The sequence below is a fragment of the Pedobacter paludisoli genome (assembly GCF_052344095.1).
Taxonomy (GTDB): Bacteria; Bacteroidota; Bacteroidia; order Sphingobacteriales; family Sphingobacteriaceae; genus Pedobacter.
On sequence record NZ_CP179926.1, the window covers coordinates 733,809 to 751,860 of the forward strand.

At 35.7% G+C, this 18,052-nt stretch carries 15 protein-coding genes; 14 read left to right on the forward strand and 1 reads right to left on the reverse strand.

Going from position 1 to position 18,052, the window contains the following annotated elements:
- Positions 1 to 11 precede the first annotated feature (11 nt).
- The 5 genes from ACJVDK_RS02850 to ACJVDK_RS02870 all read left to right on the forward strand — a co-directional run bounded on the left by ACJVDK_RS02850 (position 12) and on the right by ACJVDK_RS02870 (position 6,505).
- Positions 12 to 1,163 carry a hypothetical protein gene (locus ACJVDK_RS02850; protein ID WP_443938778.1) on the forward strand — a complete coding sequence of 384 codons (1,152 nt, stop codon included), beginning with the start codon at positions 12 to 14 and terminating at the stop codon, positions 1,161 to 1,163.
- Between the two features lie 267 nt (positions 1,164 to 1,430).
- Positions 1,431 to 2,534 carry a hypothetical protein gene (locus ACJVDK_RS02855; RefSeq protein WP_443938779.1) on the forward strand — a complete coding sequence of 368 codons (1,104 nt, stop codon included), beginning with the start codon at positions 1,431 to 1,433 and terminating at the stop codon, positions 2,532 to 2,534.
- A gap of 52 nt (positions 2,535 to 2,586) precedes the next feature.
- Positions 2,587 to 4,845 carry a hypothetical protein gene (locus tag ACJVDK_RS02860; RefSeq protein ID WP_443938780.1) on the forward strand — a complete coding sequence of 753 codons (2,259 nt, stop codon included), beginning with the start codon at positions 2,587 to 2,589 and terminating at the stop codon, positions 4,843 to 4,845.
- Positions 4,832 to 5,473 carry a hypothetical protein gene (locus ACJVDK_RS02865; RefSeq protein ID WP_443938781.1) on the forward strand — a complete coding sequence of 214 codons (642 nt, stop codon included), beginning with the start codon at positions 4,832 to 4,834 and terminating at the stop codon, positions 5,471 to 5,473. Before ACJVDK_RS02860 ends, ACJVDK_RS02865 begins: the two co-directional genes overlap by 14 nt.
- 24 nt (positions 5,474 to 5,497) lie before the next feature.
- Positions 5,498 to 6,505 (forward strand): PorP/SprF family type IX secretion system membrane protein, encoded by a 1,008-nt coding sequence (locus ACJVDK_RS02870; protein ID WP_443938782.1) that lies wholly within the window; start codon positions 5,498 to 5,500, stop codon positions 6,503 to 6,505.
- Positions 6,506 to 6,576: 71 nt separating this feature from the next.
- On the opposite strand, the gene ACJVDK_RS02875 is transcribed toward ACJVDK_RS02870, so the two are convergent.
- On the reverse strand, positions 6,577 to 8,604 hold the full coding sequence (locus ACJVDK_RS02875; protein WP_443938783.1) for a gliding motility-associated C-terminal domain-containing protein: 2,028 nt from the start codon (positions 8,602 to 8,604) through the stop codon (positions 6,577 to 6,579).
- 400 nt (positions 8,605 to 9,004) lie between these two features.
- Between ACJVDK_RS02875 and ACJVDK_RS02880 the strand changes: the two genes are divergently transcribed.
- The 9 genes from ACJVDK_RS02880 to ACJVDK_RS02920 all read left to right on the forward strand — a co-directional run bounded on the left by ACJVDK_RS02880 (position 9,005) and on the right by ACJVDK_RS02920 (position 18,052).
- Positions 9,005 to 10,090: a hypothetical protein gene (locus ACJVDK_RS02880; protein ID WP_443938784.1), complete on the forward strand. Its 1,086-nt coding sequence runs from the start codon at positions 9,005 to 9,007 to the stop codon at positions 10,088 to 10,090.
- Between the two features lie 91 nt (positions 10,091 to 10,181).
- Positions 10,182 to 11,384, forward strand: a complete 1,203-nt coding sequence (locus ACJVDK_RS02885; protein WP_443938785.1) for an IS256 family transposase — start codon at positions 10,182 to 10,184, stop codon at positions 11,382 to 11,384.
- Between the two features lie 90 nt (positions 11,385 to 11,474).
- Positions 11,475 to 12,419, forward strand: coding sequence for a hypothetical protein (locus tag ACJVDK_RS02890; protein WP_443938786.1), 945 nt, complete (start codon positions 11,475 to 11,477; stop codon positions 12,417 to 12,419).
- Positions 12,416 to 13,387 carry a hypothetical protein gene (locus ACJVDK_RS02895; protein WP_443938787.1) on the forward strand — a complete coding sequence of 324 codons (972 nt, stop codon included), beginning with the start codon at positions 12,416 to 12,418 and terminating at the stop codon, positions 13,385 to 13,387. The genes ACJVDK_RS02890 and ACJVDK_RS02895 overlap by 4 nt, the downstream gene beginning before the upstream one ends.
- Complete coding sequence (locus ACJVDK_RS02900) at positions 13,384 to 14,058, forward strand: hypothetical protein (protein ID WP_443938788.1); 675 nt, start codon at positions 13,384 to 13,386, stop codon at positions 14,056 to 14,058. Before ACJVDK_RS02895 ends, ACJVDK_RS02900 begins: the two co-directional genes overlap by 4 nt.
- Positions 14,059 to 14,216: 158 nt before the next feature.
- The gene (locus ACJVDK_RS02905; RefSeq protein ID WP_443938789.1) at positions 14,217 to 15,215 is read left to right on the forward strand and encodes a hypothetical protein; all 999 of its coding nucleotides are present in this window, start codon (positions 14,217 to 14,219) and stop codon (positions 15,213 to 15,215) included.
- Positions 15,212 to 16,111 carry a hypothetical protein gene (locus ACJVDK_RS02910; protein ID WP_443938790.1) on the forward strand — a complete coding sequence of 300 codons (900 nt, stop codon included), beginning with the start codon at positions 15,212 to 15,214 and terminating at the stop codon, positions 16,109 to 16,111. Before ACJVDK_RS02905 ends, ACJVDK_RS02910 begins: the two co-directional genes overlap by 4 nt.
- A 4-nt stretch (positions 16,112 to 16,115) precedes the next feature.
- A complete protein-coding gene (locus ACJVDK_RS02915; protein WP_443938791.1) occupies positions 16,116 to 17,033 on the forward strand; it encodes a hypothetical protein in 918 nt (305 codons plus the stop codon).
- 296 nt (positions 17,034 to 17,329) lie between these two features.
- Positions 17,330 to 18,052 carry a hypothetical protein gene (locus ACJVDK_RS02920; protein WP_443938792.1) on the forward strand — a complete coding sequence of 241 codons (723 nt, stop codon included), beginning with the start codon at positions 17,330 to 17,332 and terminating at the stop codon, positions 18,050 to 18,052.

The window sequence follows — 18,052 nt, forward strand, 5'->3', positions numbered from 1 at the left end:
AGTAAAATACAATGAAAAAAAATATCCTTGCACTCATTTTTGTTTTATGGTTTGTAAGTTTTAATGGTAAAGCGCAGTGGACACTTTCAGGAATAAATTTAAAAAATGACAATACAGGCAATGTGGGTGTTAATTTAGGGACTAAAACACCTTATTTTCCGCTTGCGGTTGGAGATTCCATCGGCTTGGTTCAAAAGAGTAGCACGAATCCTTATTTTGTAATTAGGGGATTAGCGGCAAGTGGATATGTTCAGAGCATCGGAGCAGAAGCAACGTATTGGTCAAGATTTTCAATAGCTCAGAATCTTCATTGGAACAATACTGCAAATAATTGGCAGGTAGACGGAGGTTTGTATTCAGATTTTAGCGCTTTAAATTTCGAAAATAACGGAGACATGGCATTTTATGCAAACGGTTCCGCCGGAACTTCTTATAGCATGACGCATTCCAGTTTGCAATCTTTTAAACGCTTGGTAATTAGGAACGAAGGTACAGTATACGTTCCGGTTCGGTTAAGTATAGGCACAGCCTTTCCAATTGCACAATTCCAAGTGGGGGATGGAATTTCTTCCTTTTCAGTTGGAAATGCAAACTCTTCCGTTTTGAATTACGGCACTACTTATTTTGGATTTAATGCAGCACGAAACGGAGCTGGCAATTGGGTTCTTCGAGCAGACGGAGCCAATAACGGAGCAGGAGTAATATACGGTGATGTGGCGGGAAACATTTATTTTGCTCCAATTGCTACAACAGGAGCAATTCAGCGAGAATTAACTGCTCAACAATTGAAAGATAAAATAGCTGTCAAGATAACCAATGAAGGAGTTTTACGAGCAAAGCAAATTAAGGTGGAAACATCGGGATGGCCAGATTTTGTTTTTGATCCTAGTTATCAATTACGATCGTTAAATGAATTAAGTAAATACATTCAAGAGCATAAGCATCTACCAGAGACTCCTTCAGCAGCCGAAATTGAAAAAGATGGAATTAATGTGGCAGAGATGAATACTTTATTAATGAAAAAGGTTGAAGAACTTACCATGTACTTGATTCAAAAAGATGCTGAGATACAAAATGAACGGCAATACAATGCGCAACAGCAGAAACAATTAAATGAGCTTTCAAAAAAAATAAATGCTTTAATGCGCAAGTCAAAAGAATAGATTTCTATAAAGTACTAGGTGTGCTTTTAAAAAAAAAGCATTTGAATGGGCAAGGATATAAAAGTGCAGAAAAGCCTATTTCATCCTTGCAAAATGCCTTTCTGTCCTTAGGTTTTGAGGTTTGAAAGTTTTTTTTGAATTTGTAAGCCTAATTGATTCTTATTCAAAGAGTGAGAAAATAGCCAATTCATACGTATGTTAAAGTCTTACCTTTTATTTTTTTTATTGCTGCTGGTTTGTGGCTTAACTAAATTAAGTGCACAAACTATGTCTGATCAAACGCAACTTTATGAATGGAATGCAACAACTGGAACCGATATTGGAGAACGTGTAATAGCTTATATCAATGCTACCGCAATCGATTCGTATACCGCTGCAGAATTTGTAGGACAGATTATTGACGCCGATAGTAATTGGGGTAACGCGATTCCATACGTGGCTAACTTTAAAGTAATGCTTCAGTTTAGTGGGGGCTTTGTTGGTAAAATTGAGCAAGATGTTGTTACACCAAACATTACCCTTCGAATTAAAACAATGACGGCTAGTCAAATGGCTATTGTTGCTTATTTACCAAGACCCTATAAAAATGTACGTGTATTTATTCGCTATTCAACAGGTTATAACCCCACAATTTCTATGGGAAATCCCTATTCCGTAACAACAAGTGGGACAGTTTTAGTAGCCCAACCAACCTATAAGACTGTTTTAGTAAGCAATGCAAGTGGAAATTACGGAATAGGAATCAACGAGCCAACTTTAGGTAGACTACAGGTAGAAGGAAATATGGTAGCACATATAGGGAATGATCAAAATGCATTTGTTGGAAGAAATACGCAAAACTTAGACAAGTATTTTTACAATGTTTTTACTTCTACAAATGGCGATGGTATTCTTTGGTTATATAATAGTAACCAATTAAATGCAATTTCGCTGAACTCTAATGGCAGTTCTTGGTTAAATGGTGGAAACGTAGGAGTTGGAACAACCAACCCATCCGAAAAACTAACTGTTAATGGTAAAATAAAAGCCAAAGAATTAAAAATAGAGCCTTCGAGTTGGTCGGATTATGTTTTTGATAAGGAGTATAAAATTATGTCATTACTTGATTTAGAAAAATATATTAAATTAAACAGACACTTGCCAGAAGTGCCTAACGCAAAGGAAGTAGAAGCTAATGGTATTGAAGTTGGTGAAATGAATAAACTTTTGTTAAAAAAGATAGAAGAGTTGACATTGCATTTGATTGAAAAGGACAAGGAATTAAAAAGGGAAAGAGAATGTATTAACGAGCAAAATAAACGTATAGAAAATATAGAATCCTTGCAGGTTAAATTAGAAGCAAAGATGTTAAAACTCTTAAAAAAAAAGTAGGTGTACGATTGACTCAGGATCAAAACTAAGCATGAGTATATTAATTTAAAATATGAAACCAATTTTAACCATATTATTTATTGTATTAAATTTAATAGCAGTTGCACAAACAAGTCCTGCAAGTAATATAAGGGGAGATGATTCATTTACTCAAGTTGATAATTATGCAAATATTATCAAGCGATTGGGAATTCCATCCGGACCAATTCCTACACTAAGTGCAACAATAGCTGCTGAAAATACTATTAAATTATTTTTCGATACTAGCCTTGGTAGGTTAAAAGTATATAATCCAATAAATGCTAGTTGGATCGATGCAATGGATGGTGTAGGAAAACTAATTACCCCACGTACCATTTGGGGACAAACTTTTGATGGATCGACTAATTTAAGTGGTGCAATTAGTGGTATTTCAACTATTCAGACAAATGGAAATATTGGCTTAGGGATTGGACCTTCTTCTTTTAAAAATATGCTAATAGGTGCTACCATTACAGGATCTTCTACTGCTTACAATCAACAAAACATTGGTGTTATTCAACCTTCAGTAACAGGGATGGCTACTTATTATTCATCCTTAGCTTCAACTTTATCCGCAGCTTTTAATGTAAACAATATAATGCATTATCAAGCAGAACAAGGAGTGTTTGGAGCTGGGAGTACAGTATCAAATCAGTACGGTTTTTATGTTTCACCAACGTTAACTGGAGCTACGAACAACTTTGGATTTTATGGTGATTTAAGCGCTGCTCCATCACGATATAACCTATATATGGCTGGTTCTGCTCAAAATTATATAAATGGGAAAGTAGGAATTAAAACCCTCGGTCCATTAGCTACTTTTGATATTGGAGAAGGTTCTGGTTTTGGTTTAATTTTAGGTGCAGATAATGGAACTGCCGTTCGTACTAATAATGTTAGCAAAGTTGGTAGGATGGGCTCTCCTCATTATATTAATGCCAAAGAACCAGTTACAACGTTTTTAACTGAAAATGGTGGAACTGATAATATTATTAAATGGGGAGGAGGTACTATCTCTGGCAATGCCGCAACAAAACACTCGTGGTATGTTGGAGCGAATAATACTACCTTGTTTGGGACTGAAGTAATGACACTCAACAATACGGGATTGGGAATTGGTACAACAACACCAACTGAAAAAATAGAAGTTAATGGAAATGTTAAAGCTACAACTTTTATAGGTAATTTGACCGGTAGTGCTACTTCTGCCTTAACTACAAATAAATGGGAACCAGAGGGGGTCTCTGATTTAAATACGCCCCTTGGTTTTAAATTATTAAAATCTATAAACAATACGATACTAAATCAGCCAGGAACAAATGAATGGGTACAAGGAATACAGTTTAGTTCAAATAATGATGCTAACTACATCAATCAATTGCTAGCAACGGTTAATGGTAGTTGGTCCGTGAGATCAAAACAAGGTGGGAACTGGGGTCAATGGGACCGATTAATCACAGCTTCACAGCTTGGTGCTGGAAAAATAATTGGAGCAAATACGACTGGAAATGCTGACGGTGCAACAAAATTGCAATCTACAACACATTCGGGTACATTTTGGTTAACGAACTACTGGGATGGTACTTATTGGCAATTAATAAGTAACCATGGTGCAGCTGTTAATGTTGCTCATGCAGATAATGCCAATTCTTATGCTGGTTTAAGTGGAGATTTTAGCGGATTTGGAACTTCTATTTCATGGCTTGCGGGTAAGGATGTTTCAGGAAAAATGATGCCGTTTTCTCCCGCGAAAATTAAATCCGAACTAGCTACATCTTTACAAGATGTAACAAGTGCAGGAAATAGCTCAACGAATAACATTATTATTAAAGATGCGGTTAATGATATAAGTCTCATTTTTGAGGTTAAAGGATTGACAGTTCCAAGTATTATACCTTCTAATTTTGGAGGAACGATGGATCGTAATATGAGCATAGCTCCATTTGGTGGAAATGTAGGCATTGGCACAACCAACCCATCCGAAAAACTCTCTGTTAATGGTAAAATAAAAGCCAAAGAATTAAAAATTGAGCCTTTGGGTTGGTCTGATTATGTTTTTGATGAAGGCTATAAAATTACTTCATTAATTGATTTAGAAAAGTTTATTAAGCTTAATAAACACTTGCCAGAAGTGCCTAGTGCAAAGGAAGTAGAATCTAATGGTATTGAAGTTGGTGAAATGAATAAACTTTTGTTAAAGAAGATAGAAGAATTGACACTTTATATGATTGAAATGAAAAAGGAAAACATTGAATTAAAAAATAGATTAACTAAAATTGAAAACAAATAAAATCTCCCCAATTATGCGTTGCACACTTGTTCTATCTTTATTACTTTTATTTGTATTGAACGCAAAATCTCAATCAAATAAACGATTTATATCTGGGCATTACTATAATATCAAAGGTGAAAAAGTAACGGGTTTAATCTTTTTGCTTCCACCAGCCAATAATATTTATTTTAGAAAAGATGAAAAGGCAAAAAAAAATAAAGTAAATATTGACTCCATCTCGTCGGTAGTAACTGATAATGATAGTTTAGTTGTTCGTACATTTGATAATAAGGAAGGACGTAAACGTTTTTGTAGGTTAGTAGCAACTAGTCCCGTACGAAAGATATATGTGTATTATGTTGTCCAAAATAATAGGGGAGCTAGCTTTATGAAAGTTACAGGATCTGGTACTGCTACAAACTTAGGTTGGAGTAATAGTGCATACTCATACTCCAAATTTCTTGCTTGTTATGCTTATCAAGATGGAAACACCACCTATGAATTAAAAAGAAGTAATTATATCAAGATTTTAACAGATGCCTTTACAGACTTTCCCGAATTAGTAGAACGTATTAAAACGAAAGACATTAAATACAACGAGATAGGTAAAGCATTTATATTGTACGAAAATCATAGAGTTATATAATTCTCATTTTAAATTAATATTTGTTTGAAATTTCTGGTACTGTCTTTTTGTTTAGCTCTTTCTACGGCACTTTATGCGCAACAGAGACCGCAGTATAGCCAGTACATATTAAACAATTATTTACTCAATCCAGCCTTAAGTGGAATAGAAAACTATACCGATGTTAAACTAGGTTTTCGTCAACAATGGACAGGCCTGCCCGATGCACCTAAAACTTCATTTGTAAGCGCGCAATGGGCTTTAGGCGATCAATATTTATGGTCGAATGCCTTATCCTTTGAAGAAAAGGGAAATGATCCGCGCTCAAAGAATTTACAGCAAACGTATACCGCCTCGCCAAACCATCACGGAGTTGGTTTTTCTGCAGTAAGCGACAAGGCAGGTAAATTGCAAAACCTTACTTTTAACTTAAGTTATGCATATCATCTTCAAGTGCAAAATACTTTAAATCTAGCCTTGGGTATTGCCGCGGGAGTTAACAGAATCGGCATAGATGTAAATGCTTTAATTTTAGAAAATCCGAGTGATCCAGCCTTAAAAAATGCAATTCAAGCACAGGTAAAACCCGATGTTTCAGTTGGACTATGGCTTTACGGCGCTCGTTTTTTTGCAGGGGCATCGGTTCAGCAATTACTGCCTCAAGAAATGCCTTTTAGCAAGGATGAAAATTATACTTTGTCTAAACAAGTTGCTCATTTATTTTTAACAAGTGGTTATAAATTTTATTTGGCAGAAGATGTACACATCACCCCTTCAATTATGATTAAACTGGTTGAACCATTGCCAACTTCAATTGATGTTAATTTAAAAATGGGATTTAAAGACCGTTTTTGGCTTGGCACCGGATATAGGAAAAATGATGCGTTTAATGTAATGGCAGGTGTAAATATTAGCCATTTAGTGAATTTAACGTATGCTTATGACTTTAACACTTCCGATCTAAAGCAAGTAAGCACGGGAAGTCATGAAATTGTTTTGGGTCTACTACTCAACAATGTGTACAAAGTAGTTTGTCCAAAGAGAATGTGGTGAATTGCTTGAACTTAAATTTTACGATTGCGCTTGTTTAATTGGTTTAGTCGGATTTCTTTATCGATGAAATATTACCTTATCAAGGTAATAGAACCATTGTAGGTCACTTTTTTATTCAATAGATCCACACCATTAATTAGGTAAAAATAAGCACCAACAGGTGCTGGATTTTCATTGCTCAAATTCCCGTTCCACGAATTTGTAGTATTTTCAGATTTGAAAACTCGTTCGCCGTAGCGATCAAAAATTTGTAGGTTATAACTTTTTAAATTGGTTAGATTAACTGTAAATACGTCGTTTATTCCATCGTTATTTGGAGAAAAGGAGTTTGGAATTAATAATGCGCTTGCCTTTAACAACACCAAATTGTGAGTAGACAATGTATCTAAACAGCCTGAAGTGGTTAAGGCTGTTAATCTTATGCTATAAGTTCCAATTTGAGTATAGGTATGACTAGGACTGGTTTCGGTTGATTGTGTTCCATCACCAAAGTCCCATTCATAGGCTTGCGCATTACTCGAGTTATTGAAAAATTTGATAGTCATTGGTATCGAAAATTTTCCCGGTAGTAAAGGATCGGTACTAAAATTAGCAATTGGTAGCTTAAATATCGGAGGGATGTTGATGTTGGCCGTTTCGCTTTCACAATTTCCTAATTTCACTTTTACAGTGTAATTTCCGGCTTGGTTAATGTTAGAAATAGGTATGGTAAGCGATGCAGTGGTGTCTGTAAAATTTTGTGGACCAGTCCATTCATAACTGGCAAATTCGATTTCAGGAATAGATAGCATTAATACGTCACTAATGCAAAAATTTAGCTTGTTGGCGGTAATAATTGGCTTTTCGGGTTTTTGGGAATAAAAAAAACGATAAGAAGTTATTACACTACAGCCTCGTGCACTCACAACTTCTAAAACAACCGTCTTAGGGCCACTTTTAGCATAAGTAATGGTGTGTGGGCCTATCGTATTGGCTTCATGGATACTGGCATCATTTCCAAAGATCCATTTTAATGAACTAAAATTATTGGCTGCAGCACTAAAAGTATAACTTTGATTTACGGCGCACTCATTATTTATGGTTGGTATAATAGAGGCACTTGGCCCAACAAAATCGCCAGTACCACCAAAAGTTAACGTAAAACCGTTATTCCCACTCGAAAAATTATCTATTAGTAAAGCATATACATGGGTATTTTGCATGTCTACAAATTTCACAAAACCATCTTGCCCCGTAACACAGCCCGATTGTTCATTTAAATCGGTTGAAGATAGATCTAAACCGGTTAAATAATATTTGTTTACACAGTTTACTCCACTCCCAGCTGCACAACGAATAAGGTTTTGAGGCAATAAATTAGCCACCGTACCATTAGGGCCAAGGTCATACAACACCCAGTCAATATCATCGTTTATAGATGTTGGTGTGATACTAAAGGTTAGTGTTCCATCATTTGCAGCGGTCCAAGTGTACCATGCCGAGTTAGATTCTGTTCCTAAACAGCTGCCAACTGATTCCTTATTGTTGCTCCCGGCACCAGCAATGTTGTTTTCAGTAAATGTTTCTTTACTGCATAATATTGATGCAGTAGCGAAATCTTGTCCGGGTTTTTTGGGTGGGTTAAAATTATTGATACACAATTTAAAGGTTCCAGTTGCATTATCCTCTGCACTAATGCGAATGTAATATTCTTGACCAATATTTAAGCCTCCTTTATAGGCCGTTGTAATATTGTTAGCGCTCGTCATTGAACCAATTTCTTCCGTTACAGTTGTATTGGAATAACTATAAAAAGCAATAGTTGGGTTTAATAGTGTACTTGCAGATCCATTAATTTTGCCACTTACAGTAACCGAAATATCAGTACCAATGGCTACAAACTTATACCAAACATCTTTACCCTCGGTTGTCCAAAAAGAACCTTTAGCTAAATTGCTCGTAGTTGCTTCTAAATTACTAAATGCAGCATCACTTGAGCAATAAGCCACTACATTGCCTATAATTTGTGCATTTTTAATATCGTCATTTGGAGGCACAAAGCAATTACCTGCAAACGAAAAAAACAACAAATAGACCAAAAGAATAGTAAGTCGAAACATTAAGCAGATTATTTAGGAAATAAAGATAAAAACTTAAATAAAATAAAAGTATTTCAATATCTGTTGGCACGAATTTCTTAAATAGTAAAGTCGATTAATTTTTCGGATTTGCTAGTTTTAGTCATAAATATTTACAGTTTCGTCCTTAAAAAATGCCTCTCTGTCCTTTTTCTTTTTAGCACCGTATTTTTTAAAGAATTTAGCAACCTTATGTTATTTTGATAAAAGGGATAATAAATTGTTTCAGGTACTATTTGTATAAGCCAATTTTACAATAACCTTAAGTGGATATGTTATTGCTAATAGCAATATACTTCAAGATGGATGTTAAAACTTAGTTAAGTTTAGTAATCTCCGCAAATGAAAAAAATCAATGTTAAATAATTTACAAGAATAAAAAATGAAAACGACAAATGTATCCAAAGGATTAGTACAACTACTATTGGGTATAATTCCTTTATTCAGTTGGGGGCAAAATATATTTCCTGTCAATGGAAATGTAGGGATTGGAACTCTCACGCCCATTACGCCGCTTCAAGTTAAAGGAGAATCGAGCTTTGATGGATCTACCAAAGTTTTTATTACTAATAATGCCTCTATTTATGGACGTACAAATTTAGTATTGACTGGCCGTTTAGATAATCAAAACGACCTTTGGAGATTTGGAACAGCTGCAAGAAACTCCTTTGTGTTTTCTCAAAATCAAGGAGGAGCCCAAGGAGATTATGGAGATGAGAAATACTCATTACAGTTGGAAGGAAATTCGAATAATTTGGGTTTTTTAAGTAAGGGTAAGGGAAATACACCGGTTATGGTTATGACACAGCAAGGGAATGTTGGAATAGGAACCACTTCGCCTACCGAACGATTAACGGTAGAAGGAGCATTGGCTTGTTTGGGAAGTGAAGGTAGGAGTGCTGCTATGTATATGCCTTCTAGTTATTTGATAGGAGACATAGTAGCAGGAAGTTTGTATAAATGGTATAATGATATTTGGACTTTGGGGAATATTCGAAGTAGCGGTACACCAACAAATGGTTTTGGTATTTCATTAAATGGAAATATGGTTTTTAAGATCAATCCCAATGGAAATATAGGTTTTGGCACTACCACACCCCAAGAAAAACTCTCTGTAAATGGCAACATCCGTGCGCGTGAAATCAAAGTAGAAGCCACCAACTGGCCCGATTATGTTTTTGAAGAGGATTATAAAATTACTTCCCTACAAGACTTAGAAAAATACATTAAGGTCAATAAGCATTTGCCCGATATGCCAAGTGCAAAGGAAGTAGAAATCAATGGTTTTGAACTGGGCGAAATGAATAAAGTTTTGCTTAAAAAAGTAGAAGAATTGACTTTGCATTTGATAGAAAAAGACAAGGAACTAAATACACAAAAAGGCCATATTCAAATGCTTCAAAGTGCATTAGAAAAGCAAAATTTAATATTATTAAAAATTCAGAAAGACATTAAATTAATCAAATAAGACTATGAGGTAGTATACAATAAACTGTGTAAATGAGATCTGGGTAAAAACTCGGATCTTTTTTATTTACTTTAAAACACAGTTTAACAAAATGAAAGCAGAAGATTTTTTGGATGATAATTTCCTTAAGCAATTTAAGGATGGTAAGGACTTTATGTCTTTTATGGATCAGATGTACAAGCGTGGAGTGGAGAAGATGTTAGAGGGGGAGCTTGATTCCCATCTGGGCTATGAAAAGCATGACAAGCAATCCAAAAGCACTAGTAATTCCCGTAATGGTTATGGTGAGAAAACGGTAAAAACAGAACACGGCGAACTTTCTATAAAAGTTCCCAGAGACCGTGAGTCTTCTTTTGATCCTCAGATACTTCCAAAGCGGAGTAAGCTATCTGAAGGGATTGAGAAGCTAGTCATATCTCTATATGCAAAAGGGATGTCCAATTCTGATATAGAAGAGCAGTTGCGTGAGCTGTATGACTTCAGGCTTCCCCCTTCCACTATCTCAACCATTACGGCAAGGGTAAGCGAAGATGTACTTGCCTGGCAGAACCGCCCCCTTGATCCCCTGTATATGATCGTGTGGATGGATGGGATCGTCTTTAAAGTAAGAGAGAACAATAAAGTAATCAACAAAACCATTTATCTGGCCGTAGGATTAAATACAGAAGGCAAAAAAGAAGTTTTGGGATTGTGGCTGGGAAAGAATGAGAGCAGTGCCTTCTGGATGAATGTATTAACTGATCTGCAGGCTCGGGGAGTTCAGGACATTCTGATTACCTGTACGGACAACCTGAATGGCTTCACCCAAACTATCCGTTCCGTGTTTCCCCAATCCGCTACCCAGATCTGTGTAGTCCATCAGATACGCAATGCCTGCCGTTATGTGGTCTGGAAAGATAAAAAGCTCTTCACCCAAGATATGAGGCTGATATATACTGCTCCAAATAAGGAAATGGCCGAAGCCGAGTTAAAATTATTTGAACAAAAGTGGGGCGATAAATATACTTATGCCGTCAAAAGCTGGCGAACGAATTGGGATGACCTAACAGCTTTTTTTGACTTTCCCCTGGAAATCAGAAAAATCATTTACACCACTAACCTTATTGAAAACCTGAATGGCAAAATTAGAAAATACACCAGCAATAAAATGTCTTTTCCAACTGATGAAGCTGTTAAGAAATCTGTCTATCTGGCATTAATGGAAACAACCAAAAAATGGACCCAGCCAGTGCACAACTGGGGCTTGATAGTGAACCAGTTTTTAGCTATTTTTGGTGAAAGGGTTAAAGTCTGATACCCTAACCCAAATCTCATTTACACACTTTGCTGGATACTGTCGACTATGAATATTAAGGTCCTAATCCAACTAACACTTTTACTTTTAATGGTATTCACGCTTGAATTAAGTAATGTGTATGGTAAAACGAATTCATTTCCGGATGTGTATACCACCTCTGTAACATTTCCAGCCAATTATGTTGTTGGCGATTATATGGAGTTTGTTCAAGCTGCTCCTATTGATGCGGGTGCATCCGGTTATTATGAAATTTCAATTAGTTATGTTCGTGGCAATATAGCCGCGGCAGCAACACATTTAGTAGCAATTTCTCATGCTAACCCTTCAGTATGGAAAGAAGCTGGTCGAATTAATAATAATAAATATGTTGATCAGCAGCTAAATTTTACAATAGACTGTAACGCTGCGTATGGCTATGCTAAATTTAGAGTTAGAGCTGTTGCTACTCACGGTGTATTAGCTCCTATTAATGTGAATATTATTATAACGCCTAAAAATTATAACAGCGGCTTTACAGCACTAAGTAACTGGGGTAATGATACCAGCGTAGATAAATTTCAGCCTATGACGAATGACTGGAATTTGTATGTTGGCAATTTATTCTCTTCAGATGGCGCAACTATAGCTATAAGGGCACTCCAAAATGGCAATGTAGGTATCGGCACATCATCACCTCAAGAAAAACTTTCCGTAAATGGCAACATCCGTGCGCGTGAGATTAAAGTAGAAACCGCCAACTGGCCCGATTATGTTTTCGAAGAGGATTATAAAGTAACATCTTTAAGTGATTTAGAAAAATACATTAAAGCCAATAAGCATTTGCCCGATATGCCAAGTGCAAATGAGGTAGGGGCTGAAGGAATAACTGTTGGAGATTTATTGAAAAAGCAACAGAAAATTATCGAAGAATTGACTTTGCATTTGATAGAGCAAGGCAAACTATTGATCAATCAAAATAAGCAATTGCAAATTCAACAAAAACTTATTGAAGAACAACAAAAAGAGGTTCAATTATTAAAAACTAAACTATGAAAAGTGCAATTCTTCTATTAGTAACTTTACTGGCAGGAGCAGGCATTACTGTAAAAGCGCAAAGTAGAAATGATGCAGGCTTGCAAGGCGATGCTGGAGCAACTTCTGGTTTTTTTGATGCAAATGTTCCGGTTAATTTCCCTACTGGTGCTACTTCTTGGTGGCATTTGCTAGATGTGCGACATTCTAATCCAGCTAATAATTATGCTATGCAATTTTCGGGAAGTTTTGTTGATCAAAATCTTTTTTTTAGGAAGACAAATAATAATCCAGCTCAGTCATGGTCAAAAGTCCTTCTAGAAACGGATGGAGTGGCACCTTTTGGAGGATATAGCTTTGGGAAGTCTAGAGCTTTAAATATTGGTTATAGTGGTGGAAATTATGGTGGGATAGGCTATAACATAGATTTCACTCAATCGACAGGGGTTTTTAATAGGCCATTAAATGATTTTAGTTCTTACTTGGAGTTTTGCCAAGGGGGATATAAATTTTTTGGAGGCCCTAGTTATTCATCAGCTAGTAATGTTGGTCTATCGGGTGTAAATAAGGATTTAGGCCTCTTGGCGATAATTACTAAAGAAGGGAATATGGGTATTGGTATCTCAGCTCCACAAGAAAAGCTAGCCGTTAACGGCAACATTCGTGCTAAAGAGATTAAAGTAGAAACCGCCAACTGGCCCGATTATGTTTTTGAAGAGGATTACAAAATTACTTCTCTACAGGATTTAGAAAAATACATTAAAGCCAATAAACATCTCCCCGATATGCCAAGTGCAAAGGAAGTAGAAGTTGAAGGAATAACCGTTGGAGATTTATTAAAAAAGCAACAAAAAACTATAGAAGAATTGACTTTGCATTTGATAAACCTTGAAAAAGAAAATGATAAGTTGAAAAAAGAAACAACGCAGCAGTTAATAGAACAGAAAAAACAAATTAAAGAATTGCACTTTAAGTTGAATAAGAAATGAAAAAAATATTATTATACCTAATACTCGTATTTCAGGTTAAAATAGTACTTGCACAAAATGATATCTCTCCAACAGGAGATATAAAACTTGGACAACAAGCTTATCTAGGTAATGCGCTACAATTTCAGGGCTGGGGCGAAAGTCATTTTTTACGATCTGAAGCTATTGGTAACACTCCTAATGGGAAAACTAGACTAAGGATTTATCTAGCCGACGATTGGACATACGATCAAGGCTTTGAAATTATAGCTCATCGGTATGATGGTCTAGAGCGTTCATTACTTTACATTCCTGGCGATGGTAGTCAAACCAATTTTTTTAGTGGAGCTTCCTTTGGAAACGACGTTAAGATTAAAGGAAATATTTTAATTACAAACGCTGATTTGCCAATGAGTTTAAGCACTGAAGTTTTAGGCACTTCTCCACTTCTTAATTTACATGTTAATTTTCATTCTCCCACCGTAAATACTTCTTACATAGGTGCCGCATTTCGTATCGACACAAGACCATTAGGTCAACTACCAGTTTTTCAGTGGTTAAAAAGATCTGCCAATTCAAGTACCGAGGCCGAGGTAATGCTAATGGCATTAAATGAACAGGGTAATTTGAGTATTGGTATTTCTACCCCCCCAAGAAAAACTTTCCGTAAATGGCAACATCCGTGCGCGTGAAATTAAAGTAGAAACAGCCAACTGGCCGGATTATGTTTTCGAACATCCGACTCCCTTTTTCTAAAGTAATTACCAAAGTTAAATATATACATGGAAGTGTTGTTCACTCTCAAAATAAAAACTTAAACAGGAAAAATTAAAACAAAAACTTATTTAATATGGTAAAGGTAAAAAGTGTTATACTGTTTGCAATATCGTGTCTCTTTGGAAGTGCTTTATTTGCTCAAAATATATTTCCTTCAACTGGAAATGTTGGTCTGGGGACCCTTTTACCAGGAGCCAAACTTAGTTTTAATGACGTAAATGATGGGACAGATACATCAGATGGAATAACTTGGTTTAGTCCCAACCCTTTGGCTTACGGTATTTTTAGAACACCAGGCCCTTGGACGCCTCCAAATTATCAACAATTGAAAATAAGCTGGGATACAGGTATTATTTTGGATCCAGGAAATACGTATAATAAAAGTTATGTTGATGTAAAAGGATCAGGTTTAAGGGTGACATCAGGTAAGCTTGGAGTAGGGACTTTAAATCCCTTACAAGCTTTAGATGTTAGAGGGATTGTAAGGTGGGGGGATGAGGATAGTTACATTTATTCAGGTCAAGACAACTTAGGTGGTTACTTTGAACAAAATAGCACATTTCCTAATAGGAATGTAATGCGCTTGCAAGCAAATAAAAATGGGAATTATAGTGGTTATGCTCAATTTTTTATTGATGCTGAAAAAGGATTTTCTTTTAGAACACTTGGAAATGCAAATGGTAATGTAGGTATAGGTATTTCTGCTCCAACAGAGAAACTTGCCGTAAATGGGAATATTCGCGCAAAGGAGATTAAAGTTGAATCAAATAACTGGCCTGATTATGTTTTTGAGAAAGAATATAACTTATTGAGTTTGACAGAACTTGAAAATTATGTGAAAACTCATAAACATTTGCCAGAAGTTCCATCTCAAAAAGAGGTTCAAGAAAACGGATTGGCGTTGGGGGAAATGAATAAAGCTCTATTGAAGAAAGTTGAAGAATTGACTTTGCATTTGATAGAAAAAGACAAGGAAATAGCAAAGCTAAAGCAGGCAGATGAAGTTAAATCGGAAGCAATCTCAAAAATTTTAGACCGCTTACAAAAAGTTGATCAAAAGAAAGATAAATGAAAAAATATATTCTAATAACTTGGATGATTTTGCTAAATGTTAGTGCATTTGCTCAAACAGGAAATTTCGTAGTTCAAGGTGACGCTGATAAATTTTACCCTGTAGTTTTCCAAGACAATAACTGGGATAATAACAAGCCGACAGAACTTCAACTTGGCCGCTCATCCGTACATTGGGATGGATTATGGCACGGCTCGTTAATGACGAAATTCGTTTTTCATACATCAAGATACGGAAATGGCGCTGGCTTTGTAAATGCGGTCATATGGCAGAGGTATGGTGGTGATTATATTGGTTTTGTTGCTAGTTACCGAGTGGGCAATGCAAATAATAATTCCCTCAATTTTATCATTTGGTTAAAAGGAAGTACAAGTTATGCTTATTCGTCAAATACGGCTCAAAGTCCTATTGTTTACGATGGAGTACAGCAGTCTTTACCTTTTCAAGAAGAAAATGGCCCTGCTCACACTTTTAAGCAATCTGTAGATAGTTACATTAATTCATGGGGTAAAACTTATGCAGGGAGTGCATACTTTTTAGGCGGGGATGATAATTATATCAATGGAAATTTAGGGATTGGAACCCTAAATCCAGCTGAAAAACTCTCTGTAAACGGCAAAATTCGAGCACGCGAAATAAAAGTAGAAACTGCTAACTGGCCAGATTATGTTTTTCGACCAGAATATGAGTTACCAACACTAGCAGAAGTTGAAAAGTGTATTAAGACTAATGGTCGCTTACCCGATATGCCATCGGCGAAAGAAGTAGAAGCAAACGGCTTGGAGTTAGGAGAATTGGTTAAACAGCAACAGAAGAAAATAGAAGAGTTGACTTTGTATTTGATAGAGCAAAATAAAAGAATAGATATGTTAGATAAACAAATAAAACACAAATAAAAAAATGAAAAAGATAATTACGCTGTTTACTATTGTATTGGTTTCATTGAATTTAAGAGCTCAAACCTTAAATCCTACTGATAAAATATCAACCTCTGGTACAGCCGATATTTTTAAAGGTGGTTATACATTTTCTTACGCAACATCTGGGACTCCCTGGAATGGAGCATTAATAAGTTTTGGTGGATTCTCAAATAATAATTATGATTGCCAAATAAGTTCTGATTACGGACCAAATGGAGGAAGTCATCTATCGTTTAGAACAAAAAATGGCGATATAAATGCGTGGAATCCTTGGTATGAACTTGCCACAAAGGGAACAAATTCTTTTACAGGAAATCAATTAATAAATGGAAATCTAGGTATTGGCACTACCACACCTCAATCAAAGCTTGATGTAAATGGAAGCATTACTTTACAGAATAATCATAATTTATCTTGGGGAGGTACCTATGGACCCGATATCCCTACTATAGCTGCTAGTACAACTGGAGGATTATTTTTTTATCCTTCTGGTTCAACTTCAAATTGTACAATGAGGATTAATTCAGTTGGTGATATTGGTGTTGGCACCATAAATCCCACTGAAAAACTCTCTGTAAACGGTAATATCCGTGCGCGTGAGATTAAAGTAGAAACCGCCAACTGGCCCGATTATGTTTTTGAAGAGGATTATAAAATTACTTCCCTACAAGACTTAGAAAAATACATTAAAGCTAATAAGCATCTACCCGATATGCCAAGTGCTAAAGAAATTGAAAGTAATGGGTTAGTATTGGGGGAAATGAATAAAGCTCTATTGAAGAAAGTAGAAGAATTGACTTTGCATTTGATAGAGAAGGATACGGAGGTAAGAGCTCTGAATGAAACGATAAAACATTTTGAAGCTCGTTTATTTAAGTTAGAAAGCACTAAGAAATAAATAGATTCTATGAGAACCATATTAAGCATAAGTACATTATTTTTTTTTTATTTTGTGTTAAAGCGCAAAATGAAACTTTACAATCCGTTACAGACAGAGGAAATGTAACTTCAAATGCTATAACAACTACTTCGCAAGAAGGATTTAGTAATCATAAAATTACAGATAAAACGATTTTATCTTCATTTAAAAATACAAGTAGAAATTGGCAAATCGACGATGTTAATGGAGATTTTAGACTTTATCTGGATGGTACTTATAATGGGTATAATTTTAACATTTTACCAAATGGTGATGTGGGCATTGGAACTTTAACACCACAAGCAAAATTAGATGTAAATGGATCAACCAAAAGTTTTAATGTCAGTGTTGGTCAGATAGATATGTTTAAAAGTACTACAAATTATGCAAATTTCAGTTCTAATAATCATGGTTCTGTGCTTGTATCTTCAAATCTATTTATGGAGCATAACGATGATTTGAAAATTGCAAATTCACATCCTTCTATGTCAGGGGCATCAATTTTAATTCCAGGAAATGGTCAACCTAACCAAGGATCTATATTGTTTTATACCAACACACCGAGCGCGGTAGTAAAGGAACAAGTATATTCTGGAGCAGTATCAATGGCAATTAATGGAACTGGAAACATTGGCATTGGCACCACCACCCCTCAAGAAAAACTTTCCGTAAACGGCAACATTCGTGCGCGTGAAATCAAAGTAGAAGCCACCAACTGGCCCGATTATGTTTTCGAAAAGGATTATAAAATTATCTCCCTCTCAGATTTAGAAAAATATATTAAAATCAATAAGCATTTGCCTGATATGCCAAGCGCAAAGGAAGTAGAAAGTAATGGACTAGTAATTGGCGAGTTGGTTAAACAGCAGCAGAAAAAGATAGAGGAGTTGACGTTGTATTTGATAGAGAAGGATAAAGAGATTGATGCTTTAAAACAATTAAATATGCGCGTTGAATTAATTGAGCAGAAGCTAAATAAAGTCAATTTGAAACGCTAA